The sequence below is a fragment of the Mycoplasmopsis bovigenitalium genome, assembly GCF_002356075.1.
GTDB classification, from domain to species: domain Bacteria; phylum Bacillota_I; class Bacilli_A; order Mycoplasmatales; family Metamycoplasmataceae; genus Mycoplasmopsis; species Mycoplasmopsis bovigenitalium_A.
The window spans coordinates 565,894-587,310 of record NZ_AP017902.1 but is presented as its reverse complement, the minus strand read 5'-3'; the positions used below and the strand labels follow the sequence as shown (position 1 = coordinate 587,310).

At 28.6% G+C, this 21,417-nt stretch carries 21 protein-coding genes; 9 read left to right on the top strand and 12 right to left on the bottom strand.

Going from position 1 to position 21,417, the window contains the following annotated elements; translation table 4 throughout:
• The first annotated feature begins 1 nt into the window (after position 1).
• Together metG and MBVG596_RS02540 are read left to right on the top strand one after the other, a co-directional pair.
• Entirely contained in the window at positions 2-1,540 is a 1,539-nt protein-coding gene (metG, locus tag MBVG596_RS02545) for a methionine--tRNA ligase (protein ID WP_096386832.1), read from the top strand.
• 7 nt (positions 1,541-1,547) lie between these two features.
• Complete coding sequence (locus MBVG596_RS02540; RefSeq protein ID WP_096386828.1) at positions 1,548-1,829, top strand: antibiotic biosynthesis monooxygenase; 282 nt, start codon at positions 1,548-1,550, stop codon at positions 1,827-1,829.
• A 122-nt stretch (positions 1,830-1,951) separates the two neighbouring features.
• Here the strand turns inward: MBVG596_RS02540 and MBVG596_RS02535 are convergent, their stop codons facing one another.
• The 11 genes from MBVG596_RS02535 to MBVG596_RS02485 all read right to left on the bottom strand — a co-directional run bounded on the left by MBVG596_RS02535 (position 1,952) and on the right by MBVG596_RS02485 (position 14,905).
• The gene (locus MBVG596_RS02535) at positions 1,952-2,617 is read right to left on the bottom strand and encodes a chromate transporter (protein ID WP_318024732.1); all 666 of its coding nucleotides are present in this window, start codon (positions 2,615-2,617) and stop codon (positions 1,952-1,954) included.
• A complete protein-coding gene (locus MBVG596_RS02530; RefSeq protein WP_096386822.1) occupies positions 2,617-3,234 on the bottom strand; it encodes a chromate transporter in 618 nt (205 codons plus the stop codon). Before MBVG596_RS02530 ends, MBVG596_RS02535 begins: the two co-directional genes overlap by 1 nt.
• A 16-nt stretch (positions 3,235-3,250) precedes the next feature.
• A complete protein-coding gene (locus MBVG596_RS02525) occupies positions 3,251-7,600 on the bottom strand; it encodes a PolC-type DNA polymerase III (protein WP_096386818.1) in 4,350 nt (1,449 codons plus the stop codon).
• Positions 7,601-7,717: 117 nt separating this feature from the next.
• Positions 7,718-8,077, bottom strand: coding sequence for an MG284/MPN403 family protein (locus MBVG596_RS02520; protein WP_004421142.1), 360 nt, complete (start codon positions 8,075-8,077; stop codon positions 7,718-7,720).
• Positions 8,078-8,114: 37 nt separating this feature from the next.
• Positions 8,115-9,545, bottom strand: coding sequence for a proline--tRNA ligase (proS, locus tag MBVG596_RS02515; protein WP_004421137.1), 1,431 nt, complete (start codon positions 9,543-9,545; stop codon positions 8,115-8,117).
• 122 nt (positions 9,546-9,667) lie between these two features.
• Positions 9,668-10,723 (bottom strand): aminopeptidase P family protein, encoded by a 1,056-nt coding sequence (locus MBVG596_RS02510; protein WP_096386815.1) that lies wholly within the window; start codon positions 10,721-10,723, stop codon positions 9,668-9,670.
• Between the two features lie 9 nt (positions 10,724-10,732).
• Positions 10,733-11,602, bottom strand: coding sequence for a GTPase Era (gene era / locus MBVG596_RS02505; RefSeq protein ID WP_096386812.1), 870 nt, complete (start codon positions 11,600-11,602; stop codon positions 10,733-10,735).
• Entirely contained in the window at positions 11,602-11,994 is a 393-nt protein-coding gene (gene cdd, locus MBVG596_RS02500; RefSeq protein ID WP_096386809.1) for a cytidine deaminase, read from the bottom strand. Before cdd ends, era begins: the two co-directional genes overlap by 1 nt.
• Position 11,995: 1 nt before the next feature.
• Positions 11,996-12,451 (bottom strand): rRNA maturation RNase YbeY, encoded by a 456-nt coding sequence (gene ybeY, locus MBVG596_RS02495; RefSeq protein ID WP_096386806.1) that lies wholly within the window; start codon positions 12,449-12,451, stop codon positions 11,996-11,998.
• A gap of 38 nt (positions 12,452-12,489) precedes the next feature.
• Positions 12,490-12,873 carry an MAG1140 family protein gene (locus tag MBVG596_RS02490; RefSeq protein WP_096386803.1) on the bottom strand — a complete coding sequence of 128 codons (384 nt, stop codon included), beginning with the start codon at positions 12,871-12,873 and terminating at the stop codon, positions 12,490-12,492.
• Positions 12,857-14,905, bottom strand: a complete 2,049-nt coding sequence (locus MBVG596_RS02485; protein ID WP_096386800.1) for an Mbov_0121 family peptidase domain-containing ABC transporter — start codon at positions 14,903-14,905, stop codon at positions 12,857-12,859. The genes MBVG596_RS02490 and MBVG596_RS02485 overlap by 17 nt, the downstream gene beginning before the upstream one ends.
• Before the next feature lie 111 nt (positions 14,906-15,016).
• On the opposite strand from MBVG596_RS02485, the gene MBVG596_RS02480 reads away from it, so the two are divergent.
• The 7 genes from MBVG596_RS02480 to MBVG596_RS02450 all read left to right on the top strand — a co-directional run bounded on the left by MBVG596_RS02480 (position 15,017) and on the right by MBVG596_RS02450 (position 20,726).
• Complete coding sequence (locus MBVG596_RS02480; protein ID WP_096386797.1) at positions 15,017-15,478, top strand: RpiB/LacA/LacB family sugar-phosphate isomerase; 462 nt, start codon at positions 15,017-15,019, stop codon at positions 15,476-15,478.
• A gap of 115 nt (positions 15,479-15,593) precedes the next feature.
• Complete coding sequence (locus MBVG596_RS02475; RefSeq protein WP_096386794.1) at positions 15,594-16,643, top strand: YihY/virulence factor BrkB family protein; 1,050 nt, start codon at positions 15,594-15,596, stop codon at positions 16,641-16,643.
• A 56-nt stretch (positions 16,644-16,699) separates the two neighbouring features.
• Positions 16,700-17,773, top strand: coding sequence for a DnaJ C-terminal domain-containing protein (locus tag MBVG596_RS02470; RefSeq protein ID WP_096386791.1), 1,074 nt, complete (start codon positions 16,700-16,702; stop codon positions 17,771-17,773).
• A 62-nt stretch (positions 17,774-17,835) separates the two neighbouring features.
• Positions 17,836-18,315, top strand: coding sequence for a hypothetical protein (locus MBVG596_RS02465; RefSeq protein WP_096386788.1), 480 nt, complete (start codon positions 17,836-17,838; stop codon positions 18,313-18,315).
• Positions 18,316-18,357: 42 nt separating this feature from the next.
• Positions 18,358-19,035 (top strand): (d)CMP kinase, encoded by a 678-nt coding sequence (cmk, locus tag MBVG596_RS02460; RefSeq protein ID WP_096387412.1) that lies wholly within the window; start codon positions 18,358-18,360, stop codon positions 19,033-19,035.
• Positions 19,025-20,335: a ribosome biogenesis GTPase Der gene (gene der, locus MBVG596_RS02455; RefSeq protein ID WP_096386783.1), complete on the top strand. Its 1,311-nt coding sequence runs from the start codon at positions 19,025-19,027 to the stop codon at positions 20,333-20,335. The genes cmk and der overlap by 11 nt, the downstream gene beginning before the upstream one ends.
• Positions 20,336-20,453: 118 nt before the next feature.
• Positions 20,454-20,726 (top strand): HU family DNA-binding protein, encoded by a 273-nt coding sequence (locus MBVG596_RS02450; protein ID WP_096386780.1) that lies wholly within the window; start codon positions 20,454-20,456, stop codon positions 20,724-20,726.
• A gap of 69 nt (positions 20,727-20,795) precedes the next feature.
• On the opposite strand, the gene recU is transcribed toward MBVG596_RS02450, so the two are convergent.
• On the bottom strand, positions 20,796-21,278 hold the full coding sequence (recU, locus tag MBVG596_RS02445; protein ID WP_096386777.1) for a Holliday junction resolvase RecU: 483 nt from the start codon (positions 21,276-21,278) through the stop codon (positions 20,796-20,798).
• Positions 21,279-21,417: the final 139 nt, after the last annotated feature.

Below are 21,417 nucleotides of genomic sequence, written 5' to 3'. Positions count from 1 at the left end.
TATGAAAAAAACTTTTTATATAACAACACCTATTTATTATGCATCAGGGTCTTTGCACATTGGCCACTTATATTCAACAATTATGGCAAGAACTATAGCTAACTATAAAGAAATTATGGGTTACGATGTGAAATTTTTGACCGGTTCAGATGAACATGGTCAAAAAATTGAAAATAAAGCAAAAAAAATAAATAAAAATCCAAAAGAATTTGTTGATTCTCTTGTTGAAGAATATATTGCAACATGAAAAAAATGATTTATTAAAGTTGATTATTTTTCAAGAACCACTTCAAAAAATCATGAAAAAGCAGTTAAAAACATTTTTAGTTGATTTCTTGAAAAGGGCTTCATTTATAAGGGCCAATATGAAGGATTATATTCAGTTGAAGACGAAGAATTCTTAACAAAATCGCAAGCAAATTTAGTTGATGGCGAATATTTTCACCCTACATCAGGACACAAATTAGTTTCAATGGCTGAAGAAAGTTATTTCTTTGAAATTTCAGCATTTGAAAAATGGTGGATTGAATATGTAAAAAATAATCCTGAATTTTTATTACCAGACAAAACTTTATTTGAAATCAAAAATAATTTTGTGAATATTGGTCTTGAAGACCTATCAGTTACAAGAACCAATGTTAATTGAGCTATTCCAATTAATGAGGATACTAAACATACTTTATATGTATGGTTAGACGCTTTATTTAATTATGTTACTGCCTTAGGTTTCGATGTTGAAAATCAAGGTGAAGATTTTAAAAAATATTGAGAGAATGGCGATGAAATAGTACACGTTTTAGGTAAAGAAATAACAAGATTCCACTTTATTTATTGACCTATATTTTTAAAAGCAATCAATATAAAACAGCCTACACACATATTAAGCCATGGATTATTAAGAGATAAAGATGGTAGAAAAATGTCTAAATCTTTAGGAAACGCAATTGATCCGGAATATTTATACGAAAATTATCACCATGAAATGATTAAATATTATTTTGCAAGTCAAATTATTTTTGGTGAAGATGGCAATTTTAGTGAAGAAAAATTGCGTGAAACAATAAATTCTGACCTTGTAAATAACTTTGGAAACTTAATATCAAGAACATTAAAGATGATTTCAAATTCATTTACAAATGGGGTGAAATATGTTGCGTCAAATGATAATTTACATCAAGAAATAGAAAATGCAATTTTGACCTTTATCAATGAATTTACAATTCAAATGGATAAATTCAAAATTGATAAAGGTATAAGAAAAATAATGGACTTATCTTCAAGATTAAATAAATATATTGATGAAACTATGCCTTGAAAATTAACGGAAAATAAAGAAGAATTGAATTTAATCTTGAATAGATTATTAAATGGTATTTATGCAGCTGCTTGAGCTTTACAAGTTTCAATGCCAGAAAAAATAAAAGAAGTTGCTAAAGCACTAAATATCAATGGATTTGAACTTGACAAAATAAATGATTTTAGTAAATTTGACAATGTAATTCCAACTGAAAAATTCGCATTTTTTGCAAGACTTAAATAGGAGAAATATGATTTACTTAGTTTTAAAAGAATTAAAAATCAAAAAAGAAAACAAAGAAGAGTTTTCTAAATATATTGAAGATTGAATTTACAGAAATAAACAACAAGAGTTGAATTTATCAATTGATGGTTACTGAATAGCAAATAAATTTTTCATTTTTGAACGTTGAAGTTCAGAAGAAAGTTTTAATAAATTCACTAGATTGGATGAATACATTAATTTTATCAAAAAGGTTGAATCTTATTCACTTGAGCCCCTTAAAATCAAAAAAGTAAAAACTGTTAACTAATTAGTTAACTTTTTATTTACCCTTAAATTTAACTAAATGTAAATTTACCTAATCAATAGTAAAATGAATTAATAAGTGAAATTTTGGTTCAAAATTTGTACAAAAAAATGCACAAATGTACATTATTTTAACCAAGGTTGAAATATCACTAAAGCAACCAAAACATTTGCAAGAATAAGGCCCAACATTGGTATTTTTTTATTGTATAAATATAAACTTATTGCAATACCACTTGGAACATAACATCATAATGCATACAATCTTCAACCTGAAAAGAATATTGATTTAGGTGAAGAGTTTGTTATAGAAATATACTCTTGTGCAGATTTATTAAAGACTAAATTAGGTGCAATAAGTCCAATAAATAGTTGAATTACTAATGCAAAAATGATTGCTGTAACAACTGGGTTCATTATTCTAATTAAATTTTTGAAATATTTAGCATCGTGAAACTTATCTGAATATTTTAGAGCTAACTTCATCATGAAAATAGCAGGAAGCACAAATGCTAAATATGTTATAAACATTGCTATGAATCCTCATCATTGACCCTCAGCAACCATATAACCAGTAATTGTCGCGAACTTTGGACTCAAAATTCCGGGTGTTGAATTAGAAATAGCAAAAACATTATTGATTAATTCTTCTGGTATTTTTATACCAAATCATGAGCCAAGGGATGTTCATAATCAATTAAAAATTGGCATGAATATTTGGCCGCCACCAAAAACCGAAAGAGAAACAAATGCAATCAATGGGATGCAAACTAATAAAGCTACAAAATGCATTATTTTTCCTCCTCTTTTTTAATTGGAGTTGCTTTTAATTTTCTTTCTTGTTTGCGTTTTACAAGAAATATTATTGAATAAATTGCGATTATTAAAAACATTATTGCAACTGGGATGTTGTAGGGTGTAGGAACAAAAACCGAAAAAGCAAGGGTTATTAAAAATAATATTATTCACAAACTAATTTTTGTTTCTTTTATTCCTTTTTTAAAGTAGTTTCAAGCAAAGCCAATCAAACTTCCTGTAATAGCAACTAAAACTCCAGTTTGAATAACAATTAAGTAATCACACGGAACTAAGTTTGCTACGAAAATCAATGAAATTGTCAGTGCAACGTGTGGCATTGAAGCAAAAACTACTGCTAAAATACCTTTAAAAGTTCCCAATGCCCTTATCGCGATATATGTAAGCGATTGAATAGCCATAGGTCCTGGCAACATATTTGTAACAACTACATTTCGGTCAAATTCATCATTATCTAATCATTGATATTTGTCAACTACATAACGTTTGATAACTGGCATCATAGCATTTCCGCCACCAAAACCAATAAAAGTTACCATTATGATAAGTAGACAAACATTTCAGAATGTTGGTTTTTTTGTATAGTTATTCATATTCTCCTTTTTGAATTTAAAATAAGCGCATTTGGTCAGTTTCATCAAGCTCTTTAAAAGCGCCAATATCTTGTAATTTTTCAACTAATGTTTTGTTAACTTTGCCTCTTAATGCAAAATCTTGTATTGAACTGAAAGGTTTAATTGATCTTGCACAAACAATTGATTCAGCAACAGCATCTCCTAAACCATCAAGCGATTTAAATGGTGGAATTAAGCATTTTCTTTGTTCATCAATTAATCATTCATGAGCTAGTGAACGTTGTAAATTAATGTTGTCAATGTATAATCCGCGGGCATAAAGCTCTCGAGTTATTTCAAGAGTTGGAATTAGATCAGTTTCTTTGGTACTCAATTCATTTTTAGGGGTGGATTGAATTTTTACTAATTTGTTAGCTGAACGATTGCCGAATTGAACATCAACCATGCTTTCAATATCAACTGCTTTAGCATGGGTTGCATAATACGAAGCATAAAACGCAAGTGGTTTGTGTATTTTGTATCAAGCAATTCATCAAGCCATTAAAACATACGCAACAGCATGAGCTTTAGGGAACATATATTTGATTTTTTTCATTGATTCAATTTGCCAATCTTTGACATTATATTTAATCAACTCTTCCTCTTCTTGCTTAGAAACCCCTTTTCCTTTTCTTACTTTTTCCATTATGTCAAAAGCAAATTTATTTGGCACACCTTGCTCAACTAATTTTGACAAAATATCATCCCTGCAACTAAATATTTCAGGAAGAGTCAACCCATGATCCATTATTAAATCTTGGTTATTTTGAAGTCAAACGTCTGTTCCATGACTTAATCCTGATACAGAAACTAAATCTTGAAATGTTTTAGGTTGTGTTTGCTGTAACATTTGACGAACGAAGCTTGTTCCAAATTCAGGAAGTCCAATTCCACCAGTAGTTTCGCCACCAATATCACTAGGTTTAATACCCATTGGCTCTGTTGATGAAAATATTTTTATAACATCTGCATCATTTTTTGGTAATTCGCTTATTTTGATACCGGTATATTGTTCAAGCATTTTAATAATTGTTGGATTATCATGTCCAAGTAAATCAAGTTTTAAAACATTGTCGTGGATTGCTTTATATTCAAAATGAGTAGTGAATCAAGTAGAATCAGTATCATCAGCAGGGTAATTAATTGGAGTAAAATCTAAAACATCGTATTCTTTAGGAATTATAATAACTCCACCTGCGTGCTGGCCAGTTGTTCTTTTAACTCCGTCCAGTTGTCTAGATAAATAATCCATAAAGTTTGTTGAATATTCTATTTTTGTTTCCTCGCAGAAGCTTTTTACATAACCATAACCAGTTTTAGGTTTTACAGTTAATATTGTTCCGGCTCTAAAGGTATGAGTATCACCAAATATTTTTTTAGCTTCGTTATGAACAACAGATTGAAATTCTCCCGAAAAGTTTAAATCAATATCAGGAACTTTATCAGCATTAAATCCTAGGAATGTTTCAAACGCAATTGAATGTCCATCTCTATCCATTTCAATGTCACAATTTTCGCATTTTTTTGAAGGCAAATCGTAGCACGATTTTACACCATCAATATTTGCTAGTTCAAATTTTTTACATTTATTACACAAATAATGAGGATCTAATGGGTTAACTTCGGAAATACTTGATAGTGTAGCAACAAGTGAAGAACCTACCGATCCCCTTGAACCAACTACATATCCTTCATCAAGAGATTTTTTTACCAATTTGTGTGATATTCAATAGATTACATCAAATCCGTACTTAATAATTGGGGTTAGTTCGGCTTCAATTCTATTTTCAATGTATTTAGGTAAATTTTCACCGTATTTTAGCTTTGCATTATTGTAAACTAAATCTTTAAGTTTTGTTGCGGAATCATCAAAATTAGGTGTGTAAAGATCTTTTTTAATAACCTCAACATCTTCACACATGTTGGCTATTTTATGTGTGTTATTTATAACAACATCTTCTAATAATTTTTTATCTTCTAAAAAACTAAATTGATCTAACATTTGATCAGTAGTTAATAAAGTTAAATTTGGAATTCAATCTCATTGGTCTCTTAATTTGTCAAATTTATGTAAATAGTGTCTAGTTCCACCAATACCTTTTGCACTTACTAGTATTTCATAAACATTCTTTTGATGGTTATCTAAATATTTTGCATCAGATATTGCAACAGGTATTTTTCCGTATTCAATTGAAGTTTCAATAATATCAGTCAAAGCAAATTCTAATTGTTCTCTAGTTATAAAATCATTTTTTATCCAATGTTCTAAACATTGCGGAGCTGGTATTTCAATATAATCATATCTTTGAATTTCTTCAATAAAACTCTCACGTGTTGAATAAAAATAATTATCCAAAAGTTTTGACCTTAATGACCCAGAACCAAGCAAAATATCTGGATCGCTTTTTAAATCCTCAAAATAGGTTTTCGGTCCATAATTAAAATTTTTTGTTAAACAATTGCTGATCATTGCAAATTGTTTTTTTAGACCATTTTGATTTTTTACAAGTGTACTAACAGTATACGCAAAACGTTCTTTATATTTAATTTCTGGCTCATAAGAATCTAAATCTTCAAACGTTTTAATTCCTTTAATGTTCATTTGATGCATTAACTCAACTCAAATTGAACCCAAAACAGCAGCATCATAATCTGCTCGGTGAGCTACATTTGTATCATAATTAACACCTAAATTAGCAGCCAAATCACCTAATGAATGTTTTTTTCGCTCAGGAAAAATTAATCTCGAAAGAACCAACGTATCAATGACTGTAACATTTGGAAATTCCATATTATTTAATCTAAACTGTTCTTTTATAAAATTAAAGTCAAATTTAGCATTGTGAGCAATAGCAATTTTGTTATTTAAATCATCATAAATTTTTAAAAGAGCAACTCTATAATCTAAACCTTTTGAATCAATGTCAAATTGTCTAATGCCAGTTAATCTAGTTGTTGAAGGTTTAATTTTTTCAGTTGGCTTAATTAAAAACTGAACTTGATTTGAATCAATTGAGCTGGGCTTAACAGTGTGTGAACCATACTCAATTAGTTCATGAAAACGAGGGCTTAATCCGGTTGTTTCAATGTCAAATGCTACAACTTCTGAATCAGAAATTTTACCAGTTGCTTTTTTTCCTAAAAACAAATTAGGTTTTTTTGTAAATGTTGAAAAACTGGCACCAAAAAGCGGTTTTACACTTGATTTTTGTGCAGTTTGATAAAACTTAGGAAAACCTTGAACAGCATCTAAGTCGCTTATAGCGATTGCGGGCATACCATACTTTTCAGCTCGTTTGATCAAGTCTTCTGGATCAATTAAACCATCCATTGTGCTTAATTTTGAGCATGCATGAAGTTCGATTCGTTTTTTTTCTGCAGGACTTTTATCAATCGTTTCTTCAACTAGTGGAGAAATTGGACTTATTGAATCAACAAATATAAATGCCTCAGCATTGTTAAACATTGACTTAGAAATTGAACCCGAAACACTAATTCAAGAGCCTATTTTCAATGTTTGAAGAGCATTTTCATCTAAAATTTCATCTCTATACCATTTAACATTTGTTGCATCGTTGTAGTCTGTCAAACTAATTAAATAAACATGTTTATTTTTTGATAGAGAATATTCATAATTGTATATTTTTCCTTGAATTACAACTTTGTCTTTATTCTCTTTATTTTTTAATTCAGCAATTAAACACTTCATGTAATTTCTTTGTGATCAATTACTTTTGGGAGTAAATTTTTGAGTAGTGTTTATTGGATTTGATTGATTGGCTTTATGTTTATTTAAAAGTTCTTGAAATTTCAGTTGATTTTGTTTTAATTGTTCTTCATTTTCGAAAGTTAATTCAGCATATTCAACCTTGTTAAGTGTGGCTTTAATTTCAATTTTTTTAAAACCATATTCATGTAAATCGTTGACAAGATTTTTAACACAATTTTCAAGATCTAAAAAAGAGTTTTGATCTTGAAAAATTATTTCATTTTCAAAATCGTTTACTGTTTTTAACTCTTTTGCTCAATTAATTTTTTGTAGCTTAATATACTTATTTTTTGTCATTAAATATGATATAAAATTTACCAAATTATTCTTTTTATATTGAAGTAGGTCAAAAGTGTAAGTTGCTTTAATGTTATATAATTTTTCATTTAATATGGCATTGTAAAGAGCAAAATACGAAGATACGGAAACTTCATCTTTAAAAATAATATCAATGTCCATTAAGTCAGTTTTCTTATCAATTGAATTGATAATTAACTCAGTTTGTTGCAAATCTTTTGGAATAGGAAAATTAATTGATTGACAAAATACTTTAAAACGCTTATTACAAATATCCATAATCCTCCAACACCAAAATTGCTACATTTAAAATAATACTAAATTTATTAATAATTTATTGTTAATAACAGAAATTACTAATTACGAATTAAAATGGCCGCTTTTCAGCGGCTGTTTTTAGTCAAAATAATAAAAAATAAATTCATTTATCATTTGTGTTCTGCGTTTGTAATAAGTGGTTTTTGAACAGATATCTTCTCATCATTCTTTGTCTGATTCAGGTTTAAGAATATCTTTTTCTAAAATTTCCTTATTAGCATCACTCATACAAGTTAAAACTCTTTGTAAGTTTTCTGAAACATAATCATAAAGATGTTTATTATTTAATTTTTCTTTAAAACTTTGAGATATTTTTTTATTGAAAGCTAGTTGCTTTTTGCGCTTTGCGCGCGCAATTTCTATTAAACACAATTCCTTGATAGCTTTATATTTAGCCAACGGAGAAAGTGACGGACAAGTTAAATCGAATGCAAACATATTTTACTCCCATAAAAAAACCTAGCGAACTAGGTGGTTAATATGCTCTTGCAAAAACAACAAATCTTTTCGTAACTCTATTACATGTAATGCAAGGAGCATTTTTTGTTGGTTTAATAACTGTTTTAGGAATACAACGAGTTGTTGCTCCTGTTTGTTCCTTGATTAATTCTTCTTGTTCATCATGGCAACAAAATGGTGCAAGAACGAATTTTTGTTGCTTAATTTGATTTTTAAACTCGTCGTAATTTAAAACTACAACTGTGTTTTCATTCAAACGATATTTTGCTTGCATGTATAAGTTGTTGTGTATATCAACCAACAATTGTTTTACCGTTTGTTTAACTTTATCAACTGGTAAAACAATTTTTTCAAGGGTGTCTCTTCTCACAATTGTTACTTGATTATTTTCAAGATCTCTTGGACCAACCTCTATTCTTAGTGGTGTACCTTGAATTTCAGAATTTGAAGCTTTAAAACCTGGATTTTTGTCGGTATCGTCAAGACGAACTCTAAATGTTCTAGATAGCTGCTTTTTAAGATCATTTGCAACTTTTTTAACTTTTTCGTTTTTATTGCCAAATAATTCTAAAATATCAATTTGAACAGGAGCAACACGAGGCGGAATAATTATCCCTCTATTATCACCATGAGTCATTATAATCGCACCTAACAAACGAGTTGAAACACCCCAAGATGTTTGGTAGACAAATTCGCGATCATTATTTTCATTTTTAAACGAAATGTCAAATGTTTTTGAAAAATTTTGTGCTAAATAATGACTGGTTCCAGATTGAAGTGCTCGCCCATCCTTCATCATAGCTTCAACAGTATAAGTTGTACATGCACCCGCAAACTTTTCTTTTGGAGTCTTTTTGCCAATAATAACAGGAATAGCTAAGAAGTTTTTCATGAACTTAGCATATAAAGAGATCATGCTTCTTGTGTATTGTCTAGCTTCCATAGCATTATTGTGACAGGTGTGGCCTTCTTGTCATAAAAATTCTCTGCTTCTTAAAAATGGGTTAGTGGTTTTTTCTCATCTAACAACATTTGCTCATTGATTATAAATAATTGGTAGGTCTTTGTATGATTCAATTGAATTTTTGAATAAATCAGCAAATAAAACTTCTGAGGTTGGGCGAATAAATACTTTTTCATCAAGATCTGCATCTCCAACTTTAGTTATAGTTGCCAATTCTGGATTAAAACCTTCAATATGTTCTTTTTCTTTATTGAATAATCTTTCAGGAATCAAAAGTGGTAAGTAAACATTTTGAACACCATATTCTTTAAAATATTCATTCAACTCTTTTTGAATTATTTCTCATATTCCATAAGCATTTGGTTTAAATACCAATGTGCCTTTTAACGGTCCATAAGCAATTAAATTTCCTTGCTTAACAACGTCTGTATATCATTTACTAAAATCTTTTTCTAAGGGGGTAATTTTATCTAATTCTTTCATAAGTTTTATTATATACATTTTTTAGAAAATGGTACATACTACAACAAAAAATCAATTTTTTAACCATTTTTTAGCCTTTTAAAATAAAAAAAGCCTTTTATAAAAAGGCTAAAATTGATTTTTTATTCATCTGGGTTTGAGAATACAAAACGTCCTGTTTCAGTAACTAAAACGTCATCTTCGTTTCTAGCTCCACCAAGCCCTTCAATATAAATACCTGGCTCAACAGTAATAACCATTCCTGGTTCAAGAACATAATCTCTAGCTTTTGAACTAACTGATGGAAGCTCATGTACATCAATACCTAAACCATGGCCTGTGCCATGAGTGAAATATTGTCCATACCCTGCTTTTTCAATATAATCGCGGCATATTTTGTCAATTTCACTTGCTTTAATTCCGGGGCGAACTGCATCTCTACCTGCTTTGGCAGCAGCGTGAACAATGTCTAAAATTTCTTTCATTTTAGGGTCATTAGGTGTGTCGTTACCTCTTTCATCTCACAAGATAAATGTTCTAGTTATGTCAGCTGAATAACCTTGGTATAAAGAACCAAAGTCAATTTTTAATAAATCTCCAGCCTTTAATGGTTTATCTGTTGGGTGGTGGTGAGGTTCTGCAGAAGAACTACCAGTAGCAACAATTTCGTCAAAACTTTCTTTATCAGAACCATTCAGTTTTAATAAATAGTTAAGTTTTGCAGCAACTTGTTTTTCAGTAAACCCTGGTGTGATTCATCTTTTTAATTGTCATAAAGTTTTAAGCGAAATATCAACCGCTTTTTGAATTTTTTGAATTTCTTCTTCTGATTTTAAAATACGTAATTCTTGACCCAAAATGAATACTTCATTCTCGCTTTTAACAATTGATCTTAAAAATTCAAGTGTTTGAATATTCAAGTAATCTTTTTCGTATGCGACTGTTTTATATTGTTTTTGGGCAAAAAATTCTTTTAGTGTACCGCCTTGAAGTAATTTAACTTCAACATTTTTAGCATTATTTGTTGCATACTCAATATATCTGCCATCAACAAATAAATAAGCTTTGTCTTTTTCAATTACTAAATAACCATCGGTTGTTTTAACTCCTGAGTATCAAAGTCTAGTTTGAAAAGCCTCAGAAACAATTGCATCAACTTTATGTTCTGCAAAAACTTTGTCTAAATACTTTCTATTCATAATTTCTCCTTAGTAACCAAATTTTTTCAAAAATTTAGCATCATTTATTCATTTATTTGCAACTTTGACTTTTATTTTTAAGTCAACCTTGATATCAAACAAATTCATTAGTTGTTTGCGGGCATTAATACCAATTTGCTTAATCATATTAGCGTCTTTGCCAATAACCATACCCTTTTGCGAGTTCTTTTTAACAAAAATTATTGAATCTATCGTAATTTTTTCATCTTCCTCGATAAATTCATTAACTTCAACTGCAATTGAGTGAGGTAATTCATCTCTTAGCAATTTCATTGCAGAAACCCTAATCACTTCTTTAGCAATAAAACGCATTGATTTATCAGTTATATAATCTTCATCATAATAAGGTTCGCCAACTTCTGTATATTTTTTTAATTCAGAAATTAGCATACTTATTGAATCTGAGGAAGATGTAGAAACAGATAAAATTTTTGTAAAACCAAGTTCTTTTAATTCTTCAATTCTTGCCGCTAAAATTGCTGGATCTTTAGCAAGATCGATTTTAGAAATAATGGCAATTTTATTGTCAAAATTAGCTATTTTTTCAATGATTGCTCGATCTCCGCCGCCAATTGGTTCATTAATTGGTGTTAAAAATAAAACACAATCAACTTCTTGTAAAGCTTCATAAGCATTTTTGTTTAGTGCCTCGCCCAACTTATTCAATGGTTTATGAATGCCAGGGGTATCAACAAAAACAATTTGGTAGCCCGGTTCATTATAAATTCCACTAATTTGGTCTCTTGTTGTTTGTGGGATATTTGAAACAATTGCTAAATCATATTTCAAAATTTGATTTAGCAATGACGATTTACCAACATTGGGTCTACCAATAATTGTTACTATTCCAACTTGCATTATTTAATTTGTTCACTTCTAATTGGTAATGGTACCAATTCAACAAGTTTGTATGTTTTAAGAACATCGCCTTTGCCATTATATAAGTGTACAAGTGCATCGTCAGCCATAAATTCAGTCATAACTTGTCTGCAACCCGCACAAGGTGAGATTACTGCTTCACCAGATGATATAACATAAATTTCTTTAAATGTGCCAACTTTTGCACCGTGTGCCACAGAGCCAAATAATGCTGATCTTTCCGCACATAGTCCTGATGGAAAAGCCGCATTTTCAACATTAACACCTGGTCACTCTTTGCCATTTTCGTCAATAGCTATTGCAGCAACCTTAAAATTTGATCAAGGACTATATGAATATTGCAATAATGATTTTAGTTTTTCTACAAACATTTTATTCCTCTCTTTTGATACCTAAAGGATCAAAAATTTTATCAACTATTTTATTCATTTTAATTCTTTCATTTTCTTCCTCATGGTCATACCCCATTAAATGAACTAGACCGTGAGCAAACAAATAACAATATTCTCTTTTTAGTGAATGGTTAAATTCAACAGCTTGCTGCTCAACTTTTTCATGACTTATAACCAGTTCACCAATTGGCAGAAAAGGCAAACTGTCATAAAGACTTGAATCACCAAAATCGAACGAAAGAATGTCGGTTGGATAATTTTTTCCTCTATGTTCCTTATTTAGTTTTTGTATTTTTTTGTTATTTACAATTGAAACATCTAAAATTATTTGCTTTTTAATATCAAAATAGACGGCTAAATTTTCAAGAATTTGTTTAAATTCTTCTTCATATTTAAAGCTATTTCCATTTTCAATATTAATATTAATTTCAATCATAGTTTTATTATATTATTAAATTAAATATTCATATTAATTTATGGTAGGATTAGCGACAATATTTTTGTTTGACCATAATAAAGAATTGCATCCAAATTAGTATTTTTTACAAGTTTTAAATTTTTTGGTATTGAACCAAAATTTATTGCTAAAGTTCCATTGATATTTGCAAAATCTTTGATGACTAAATCATAAAACTTTTGGTCATGTTTTATTGTTGTTTTTTTACCTTTTTCAATATAAAATGAATACTTTTCGGGTGCTAACAATATCATTTTTTTATTTTCATCAACATGTAAATTTATATTGAAAGTTTTTTCAATTTCATAATTTAAAACAAAATACAATAACCCAATGGTACCTATAATTAATAAGCAACATACAACTCAAATTCAAGGGCTTATACTAGTTAGTTTTTTCAATTTTAACCTCCACTGCATTTGAAATTATTTTTGCATTATGACTTATCTCAATAAATAATGCTGAATCTTGATAATTATTAATTGCTTTTTTTAATTTTTTATAAACTCTATTTTCAATGTTTTCAAATGCCTCATCCAGCATTATAAGTTGAAATTTTTGCGTAAAAAGTTTAAGCAAAATAACAAATTGCCTTTGACCCGATGATAAATTTGAAGCATTATTCATCATGGTTGTAGAAAGGTCTAAATTTAAATTTTCGAGTATTTCATTTAGTTTAAATTTCTCTAAATTTTCATATAAAGTTTTTGTTTTTTCTATTTTTTGACTGGTCAGAAAATTAATAATTGTATCATTTGGCATATATATCTGATTGTTTAAAAGAATTGAGTTATTTAACAAGTCATTTTTATCAATTATTTCGCATGCATTATTGTTAAAAAAGAGCTTTCCTGAGAAATTGTAAAACCGCAAGTTTAATAATTTTAAAAGAGTGCTCTTTCCTGAACCATTTTCACCAACTAAACGCGCATTTTTGTCAATGAGCATGTTTAATTTTTTAAAAATTGGTTTGCTATTTTCATAACCAAAATCAATATTATTTAATTGAATTGAGTCAATTTTGCTTAACTTTATGCCTTGATTATCAAATTCTTTATGGTCAATGTTTAGCAAGAAATTAATCATATTAACATGTTTATCAATGATGTTTTTCGTCATTATTATTGCACTTAATGAAAGTGTTGGACTCACAAAAAAGTTTGATATAGTCAGAATCATTACAATTGTTCCAATGCTTATTTCATTTTTATAAAACAATAATGTACCTGCAAATACAATTATTTGAGTTAAATTTGCCAAAATGCAATCAACAACAAAGTCGTTAAAATATTTGTTCTTTTTTAGAGAAAAATCTTGTTTTTTAAAATTCACAAATGAATTATTTCTAACAAGCTCTAAATAGTTTTTATCCAATGAATTGTTGAATGATTCAAGGCAATAAATACTATCAAATTCTTTTTGTGCATAATCGTGACTTGCCTCAATTTGTTTACTATAACTTTTATCAAAATATAATTTGAATAATAAGTTTAGACCACTCGCAATTAAACAAATTGTTGATATTATTAAAAATAACTTTAAACTAATTCATATTAACATTGAGCAGCTTAAAATGATTGTTATCAAATCAGTAGAAAATGAGTAAATAAAATTGGCCTTATATTCAGAAATTAATCTTATATACCCTATTCTTTTTAAAATTTCAATGTTTGTTAGTTTTGATTTTTGATCACTTTGAAGTTTAAGTAATTTTTCGAAAACAATCGATTTTAAATTAAATTCAATTTTATTTGCAATTTTTTCAACGATTATGTTTTTAATTAGGCTACTAATAAATCTAATTATGTTGAGCCATATAAAAGCAACAAAAGTTATTACTAATGCTTTGTGTATTTTGTTGGGCAAAATATTGTCAAAAACAATTTTGACAAAAAATGATGTAGAGAAACATAAAATAATTGAAATTAGTGAAATCAATATAAGTCAAATATCATTTTTTGTCGGTACAAAATAGGACTTAATTTTGTTTTCGATTTTTTCTAACTTTGAGTTAATTTTACGAGTTGATTTATACACAAAACTGCAAATTCCGGCGTAAATTTGTTTAAATTTTTCAAAGGATAATTTGGTTTTTTTACCAGTTGAAGAATCCTGCACATATATTGATGAATTAGTTATTTTTTCAACAACTAGATAGTGTGCAGACCCTTTATTATCCACAAGCACAACAAATGGCAATTCGTCATTTTTAAAAGTTATTATTTTTTCAAATTCAACCTCATATGAATCTAATTTAACTCCAAACTTATCACCAATATGAGTCAAATTAGCTAAACTTATTCCTTGCTCGCCATATTGAGCCATCAATTTCAAGTTTTCTATTTCTATATATTCATTGTTAATTTTTTGTATTAAATATTGCAAGACATGTAGTCCACAATCTTTTGTGTCATATTGCTTTGTTATTTTCATACAAATAAATAATGTATTTTTAAAGTTTTGCTAATAAAAGGAAAAAATTATGATTTTTATATGTTTTTTACAAATATAATTTAAATAAATATTTCAATGAAAAGGAGAAACATGACAAAAAAAATAGTTGCATTTGCAAGCGACCATGCGGCAGTTGAATTAAAAAATAAACTTGTTGAATATATAGAATCATTGGGCTATCAAGCAGTTGATTTTGGACCAAAAGACGAAACACAAAAAGAATCTTATTCTCTACAAGGTCACAAATTAGCAAACTATGTTAAAAATAATGAAGTTGAATTTGGAATTGGATTGTGCGGAACTGGTTTAGGTATTTCATATGCATTGAATCGCCACCACGGAATAAGAGCCGCAAGAATTGCCAGTGTAGAAGACGCAATGTTAGCAAAACAACATAACAATGCTAATGTTTTGGTGCTAGGAGGCAGACAAGTTTCATTTGAATTAGCTAAACAAATGGTTAATGAATATATAAAAACTCAATTTGAAGGCGGAAGACACCAACAAAGAATAGAAGATATTGAATTATCTGAAGAAAACTGCGAATGTTAATTTACTAAATGAATTGGTTTTTCAATTAATTTAGTAAAAAATAATAATATAAATGAGCATTAGTAAAATTAATTTACTAACGCTTTTTTTATAAACTTTTATAATTCTATTAATAATGAAGAATACAAATAAGGAAAAAATTTATACGGGTTTAGAACTTAAAAAACTTAAAAAAGCCTACCGAAAAAGTAATAAAAAATCATTAATTTCAAAAAATATAATACCTAACGAATCAAAAGGTTGGGTTATTGTAGAAACAATAATTAAATGATTTATAAAAATAATATTGCTTGTTTCCACACCAAAAGACAGTTGAAAAAACAAAAATAAAAGTCGCGAACTCATAGATAGAACTTATTCAAAATTCATTTCTTCAGATTCAGTATTTATTCCTATTTCCTTGTCATTTTATTTCTTGGTATCATTTGTGCCAATTTTAACTGTTTTAGTGTTGCTACTTTCATTTATTTCTGATTATTCAACTATATTTATTGATGTTATTTTAGATAGAATAATTCCTGGCTTAAAACAAGTTATAAAAATGCCGCAAGTGGGTCCTAGCACTGGATTTCAATATACAACAATAACACTGCTGCTACTAACATCGACTTGAATTGGTTCAAATGGATGAGGAAGATTTATATATCTACAAAATTACATTTATGGACATGAATCATTAGGTAACTTTTTTATAAATAGAATTAAGGGTTTCTTAATTGTTCTTTCGATAACGCTTTACCTTTTTATTATGTCTGTAATTTACATTTATTTTTATAAAATTTTTAGCCTTGAATTTGATTCAACATCAGAAAAAACATTTTTCTATATCACATTTTATATCTATTTAATTTTTGTTGTATACATTGGTTTTACACTATTATTCAAATTTTCTCCTTCGTTTAAACTTACTTGAAATTCAGTATTACCAGGCGTGCTTATTGCTGCTATACCTAACATTTTATTCATCTCATCTTTTGGATTTTTATCTACTCAAATTGATTATAAAAAATACGGCACAATTGGCACTTTTATGTATATTGCATTGTTTGTTTCGTCTATTGCATATTTCTTATTTTTAGGCTTAATAGTGAATGAATCATATTATAAAACTTACTATTCTTCATTCACTATTGCAAAGAATCAATTATTTAGAAAGAGGGTTTAACTCTTTTTTTTAATTTAATTTAGCACTCTTACATTCTTTGTGCTAAAATAATAAACATGAGTAAAAAAGACTATTACAAAATATTAGGTGTTTCAAAAAATGCGACTGACAAAGAAATAAAAACAGCATATCGAAAACTAGCAATGATGTATCACCCAGACAAACTTAAAGATGGTACAAGTGATGCTAAAATGCAAGAACTTAACGAAGCATATGAAGTTTTAAGTGATAAGCAAAAACGCGAAAATTACGACCGTTACGGAAGCGAAGATGGCCCGCAAGGTTTTGAAGGTTTTGGTGGATTTGGTGGATTTGGTGATATTTTTTCAAGTTTTTTTGGCGGTGGATTTGGCTCACAAAGAAATACTGGTCCAATCAGAGGTGATGATCAATTAGCCTCATTAACAATAAGCTTCAATGACGCAATTAAAGGTATTGAAATAACACAACTTCTTTACAAATGGGAACAATGTTCAATTTGCCACGGAAAAGGATCACAAAACGCAAGCGATATTATTACTTGCTCAATGTGTAATGGATCAGGACACCGTCAAATTCAACAAAGAACACCTTTTGGAATAATTAATTCAACAACAACTTGCAACAGTTGTGGTGGACAAGGAAAAATAAACAAAAACCCTTGTTCTGGTTGCAAGGGTAATCTAACAAATAAGGTTCAAAAACAAGTTAAATTTAATATAGCTCCTGGAACTGATAATGGTGAAAGAATTAAAATAACTGGCTACGGTAGCAGAGGGGAAAATGGCGGACCTAATGGTGATTTATACATTGAAATCAAGGTTCAAAAACATAAACACTTTGAAAGAGATGGTTTAAATCTATACCTAGAATATCCAGTTTCATTCATTGACATAATTAAGGAAAATAATGTTCTAGTACCAACTCCATATGGAAATGAAACCATTAAACTTAAAAAATCATATCAAAACGGAAAAACTCTAATTTTAAACGGCAAGGGTGTTAGAAAATCCAATCGTGCAGGTGACTTAAAAATATTATTAAAGGTAGTAATTCCTGACCTATCCAATAGTGAAATGAATAGATTGGCAAAATCTCTTGAAGAATTTAATGATACAACAAACACAGATTACATAAAGTCTTTTAACTAATAGCGCAAGCTATTTTTTTTATTAATATTAACATCTAATTATTAAATTGCTAAAATAATTGTATGAAAACCAAAAATGTCAATAAAAACAATGAATGATTACAAGTTGAAAAAGGAAATGAATATTCACAAGAGTCAATGTTAAAAAGCCTTTTAAAGTTGGATCCTGAATTAAACAAAAATGTTAATTGATATTTAGAAAAAACTGGGGATTTTCAAATTATTAAAGAATTGGACGATTCTTTCGTTGAAAAATTTGAATCAAAATACCAATCTGAAGTTTCACCAATTGATACTGCCAAATTACTTGAGTTGCAATCAGAATTGTTCATATTTGAAACAAAACAACAATCTTCGCCAATTAATATTTTTAAATCAGTATCATTCCAAGACAAAGAAATTGAGGAATTAATTAATACACATATTGAACAAATTCAAGTTGATTCTGACTATGATATTGGCTTAGATTCAAGATTCAACAATAAAGACACATTGGTAATAGATGAATCCGCAGAAATTGTTATCAATAAAATTCAACTTTAGTATATTATTAATTAATATAAATATTTAGGAGTCGTTATGAGTATGAGGAAGATTAATATAGCAATCGACGGGCCATCTGGTGCTGGCAAGTCAACAGTTTCGCAGGAAGTGGCAAGGAGATTAGGTTACACTTTTATAAGTTCAGGTAGTGTTTATAGAGCTATCGCTTTTGTTATCCACGAGTTAAACATTGATCACAAAAATGAGCAAGAAGTTAATAAATGTTTAGACGATAAAATTTTAAATATCCATTTAGCGGAAGGACAAAGAATTTTTGCGGGCTCAAAAGATATAACTCAACTAATTAGAGCTGATCACATTTCAAAAATTTCGTCTGATATTGCTATATACAAAGATGTTCGTAAATATGTTGTTGACTACATACAAAGAATAACAAAAGCAAGCAAGGGTTACATTATGGATGGTAGAGATACCACTTACAGAATTATGCCTTATGCTGAAATTAAAATCTTTTTGACAGCCACCCCTGAAGAAAGAGCTAATCGAAGAATTCTTCAAAATAAAGAATTAGGATATGAAACAAATTTCGATGACGTGCTAAAAGCAGTCATCGAGCGAGACTACCAAGATACAACCAGAAAAAACGACCCCTTAATGAAAGTTGAAGATGCAAAATTAATCGATTGTACCGACATGAACTTTGAAAAAGTTGTTTCAACAATTATTGAAATGATTAAGGAAGCAGTAAATGAGAAATAATGTAATTGCAATAATTGGCAAACCAAATGTTGGTAAAAGTACTTTATTTAATCGTTTAATTGGCAAACGTAGTTCTATTACTTATGATGAACCAGGTGTTACTCGTGACCGTTTATATGAAACTTTTGATTGAAATGGCAAAGAAATTAAAATAATTGACACAGGCGGAATCGAAATTGAAAATAGACCTTTTCAAGAACAAATCAGAGTTCAAGCCCAAATTGCTATTGATGAAGCTAATGTAATAATTTTTATGGTTGATGGATCAAGTGAAATTACAAATGATGACCAAATGATATTAAGCATTCTAAGAAAAAGCGGTAAACCAATAATTGTTGTTGCTAATAAACTAGACAATATTGACATGTTTAATTGATCGTGGTATTCACTTGGTGTTGAGAATATTTTTAGAATTAGTGCACAACATGGTCATGGGATTGGTGATGTACTTGATGAATGTTTGAAAAATTTAAATTTAGATGATTTAAAAACTGAGAAAAATTTCAAACTATCCATCATTGGTCGGCCAAACTCAGGGAAAAGTTCTCTATTAAATTTATTGGCTGGCGAAGAGCGCTCAATTGTTAGTGATATTGCCGGAACAACTCGTGATGCAGTTAAAACTTTTATAACAATAAAAAATCAAAATTTCGAAGTTGTTGACACTGCGGGAATTACTAAAAAAAGCAAAATCGTCGATATGATTGATAAATATGCATTAATGCGTGCAATCAGTGCTCTTGATGAATCTGATTTATCAATCATAATGATTGATTCTACAAAAGAATTGAGTCATTTTGACTTAAGAATTATTGGTTACGCACTTGAAAATTCAAAACCAATAATTATTGTTGTAAACAAGTGAGATTTAATTGAAAAAGAAACAAACACAATGGCAAATTTTGAAAAAAATATGCGCAATAAATTTCATTTTGTTCCTTGAGTTCCATTTTGCTTCGTCTCAGTATTGCACAATAAAAGAATAGACAAACTTTTAGACACAATTATTAAAGTTAAAGAAAACCTTGAACGCGATATTAAACCTTCATTGCTTTCTAACCTAATTAGAGAAACTCAACTTATTCAACCCGCAGCACCTTATAATGGCGGACGTTTAAATATTTATTTTGCACGTAAATTCATTGATTCAAGAATTCCTACATTTGTTTTTTATGTTAATAACAAAAAATTCTTGCATTGAAGCTACGAAAGATATCTTGAAAAACAAATACGTCAAATGATTGATTTTACTGGATGTCCATTAAAGTTAATATTTAAAAATAAATCAGGTTTAGAATAAATATGGAATAATGGCCATATTTTTTCTTTTTACATTGAAAATTCAATCTTTATAAAAATTAATGAATATTTTTTAAAAAATTAAATAAAATTAAATAAATACATAATGAAAGGAAAATATGACAAAAAAAGAATTCATAATTGAAGTTGCGGAAAAAATGGACGTGCCAGTTAGAATTGTAAATGAGTTTTTGGATAAATTTGTTTTAGTTCTTAAAGACCGCTTAGTTGAAGGAGAAAAAGTTCAACTAAGTGCTCTAGGCACTTTTGAAACAACTGAAAGAGCCGGCAGAACTTCAATAAACCCATTCACAAAAGAAACAGTTAAAATCGAACCTAAAAAAGTTGTTAAATTCAAACCTTCTAAATTCCTTAAGGAAACAGTTAAATAATTCTTAATAAAACATCCGAAGCGATGTTTTATTTTTTTACCAAACATACTACAAAAACTATTCAAAAAGTTAAATTGAATGAAGATATGGTAAAAAATCAATAATGCCTGGAAAAGTTAATTCAATATAGAATCCAGCTTGCTTTATTTCCTCATATGACCAAGATTTTTTTCAATGTTCCGCAAAATACCTTGCAGGTATTAAATAAAACTCATCAACATTTGAAAAAAGAACTATAAAAAACGCAATACCATTCATTTCATTAACTTTTTTAAGATACTCTATTTGGTGTTTTAATATATTTGATGCTGGGAGTCTATTTTCGTTAGTTGTTTTTGCTTCAAAAGCAATAAAACTACCTTTGTAACAGCCTATATAATCGACTGTACTCTTTTTAAATACATATGCGCCCGTAAGTTTGTTATTCTCATTTACTTTAGCAAATTTAATTGGTAAAGTCTTTTTTTCAATGAGCGCCTCATTATGTTGTTCATAATGATTTATTGTTTGATTGATAATTTTTTCTAGTAGCATTCCTCTGTTTTTGTTCATAAAATACAATTAATTATTTTTTGGAAAAAGCAATAAAAAGGAATTTTTTATTAAAATAATTCAATAATTACAATGAATTTACAAAAATTATTAAACTATATTAATATTAATATATATGTAAATATTAAATTTTAATTAT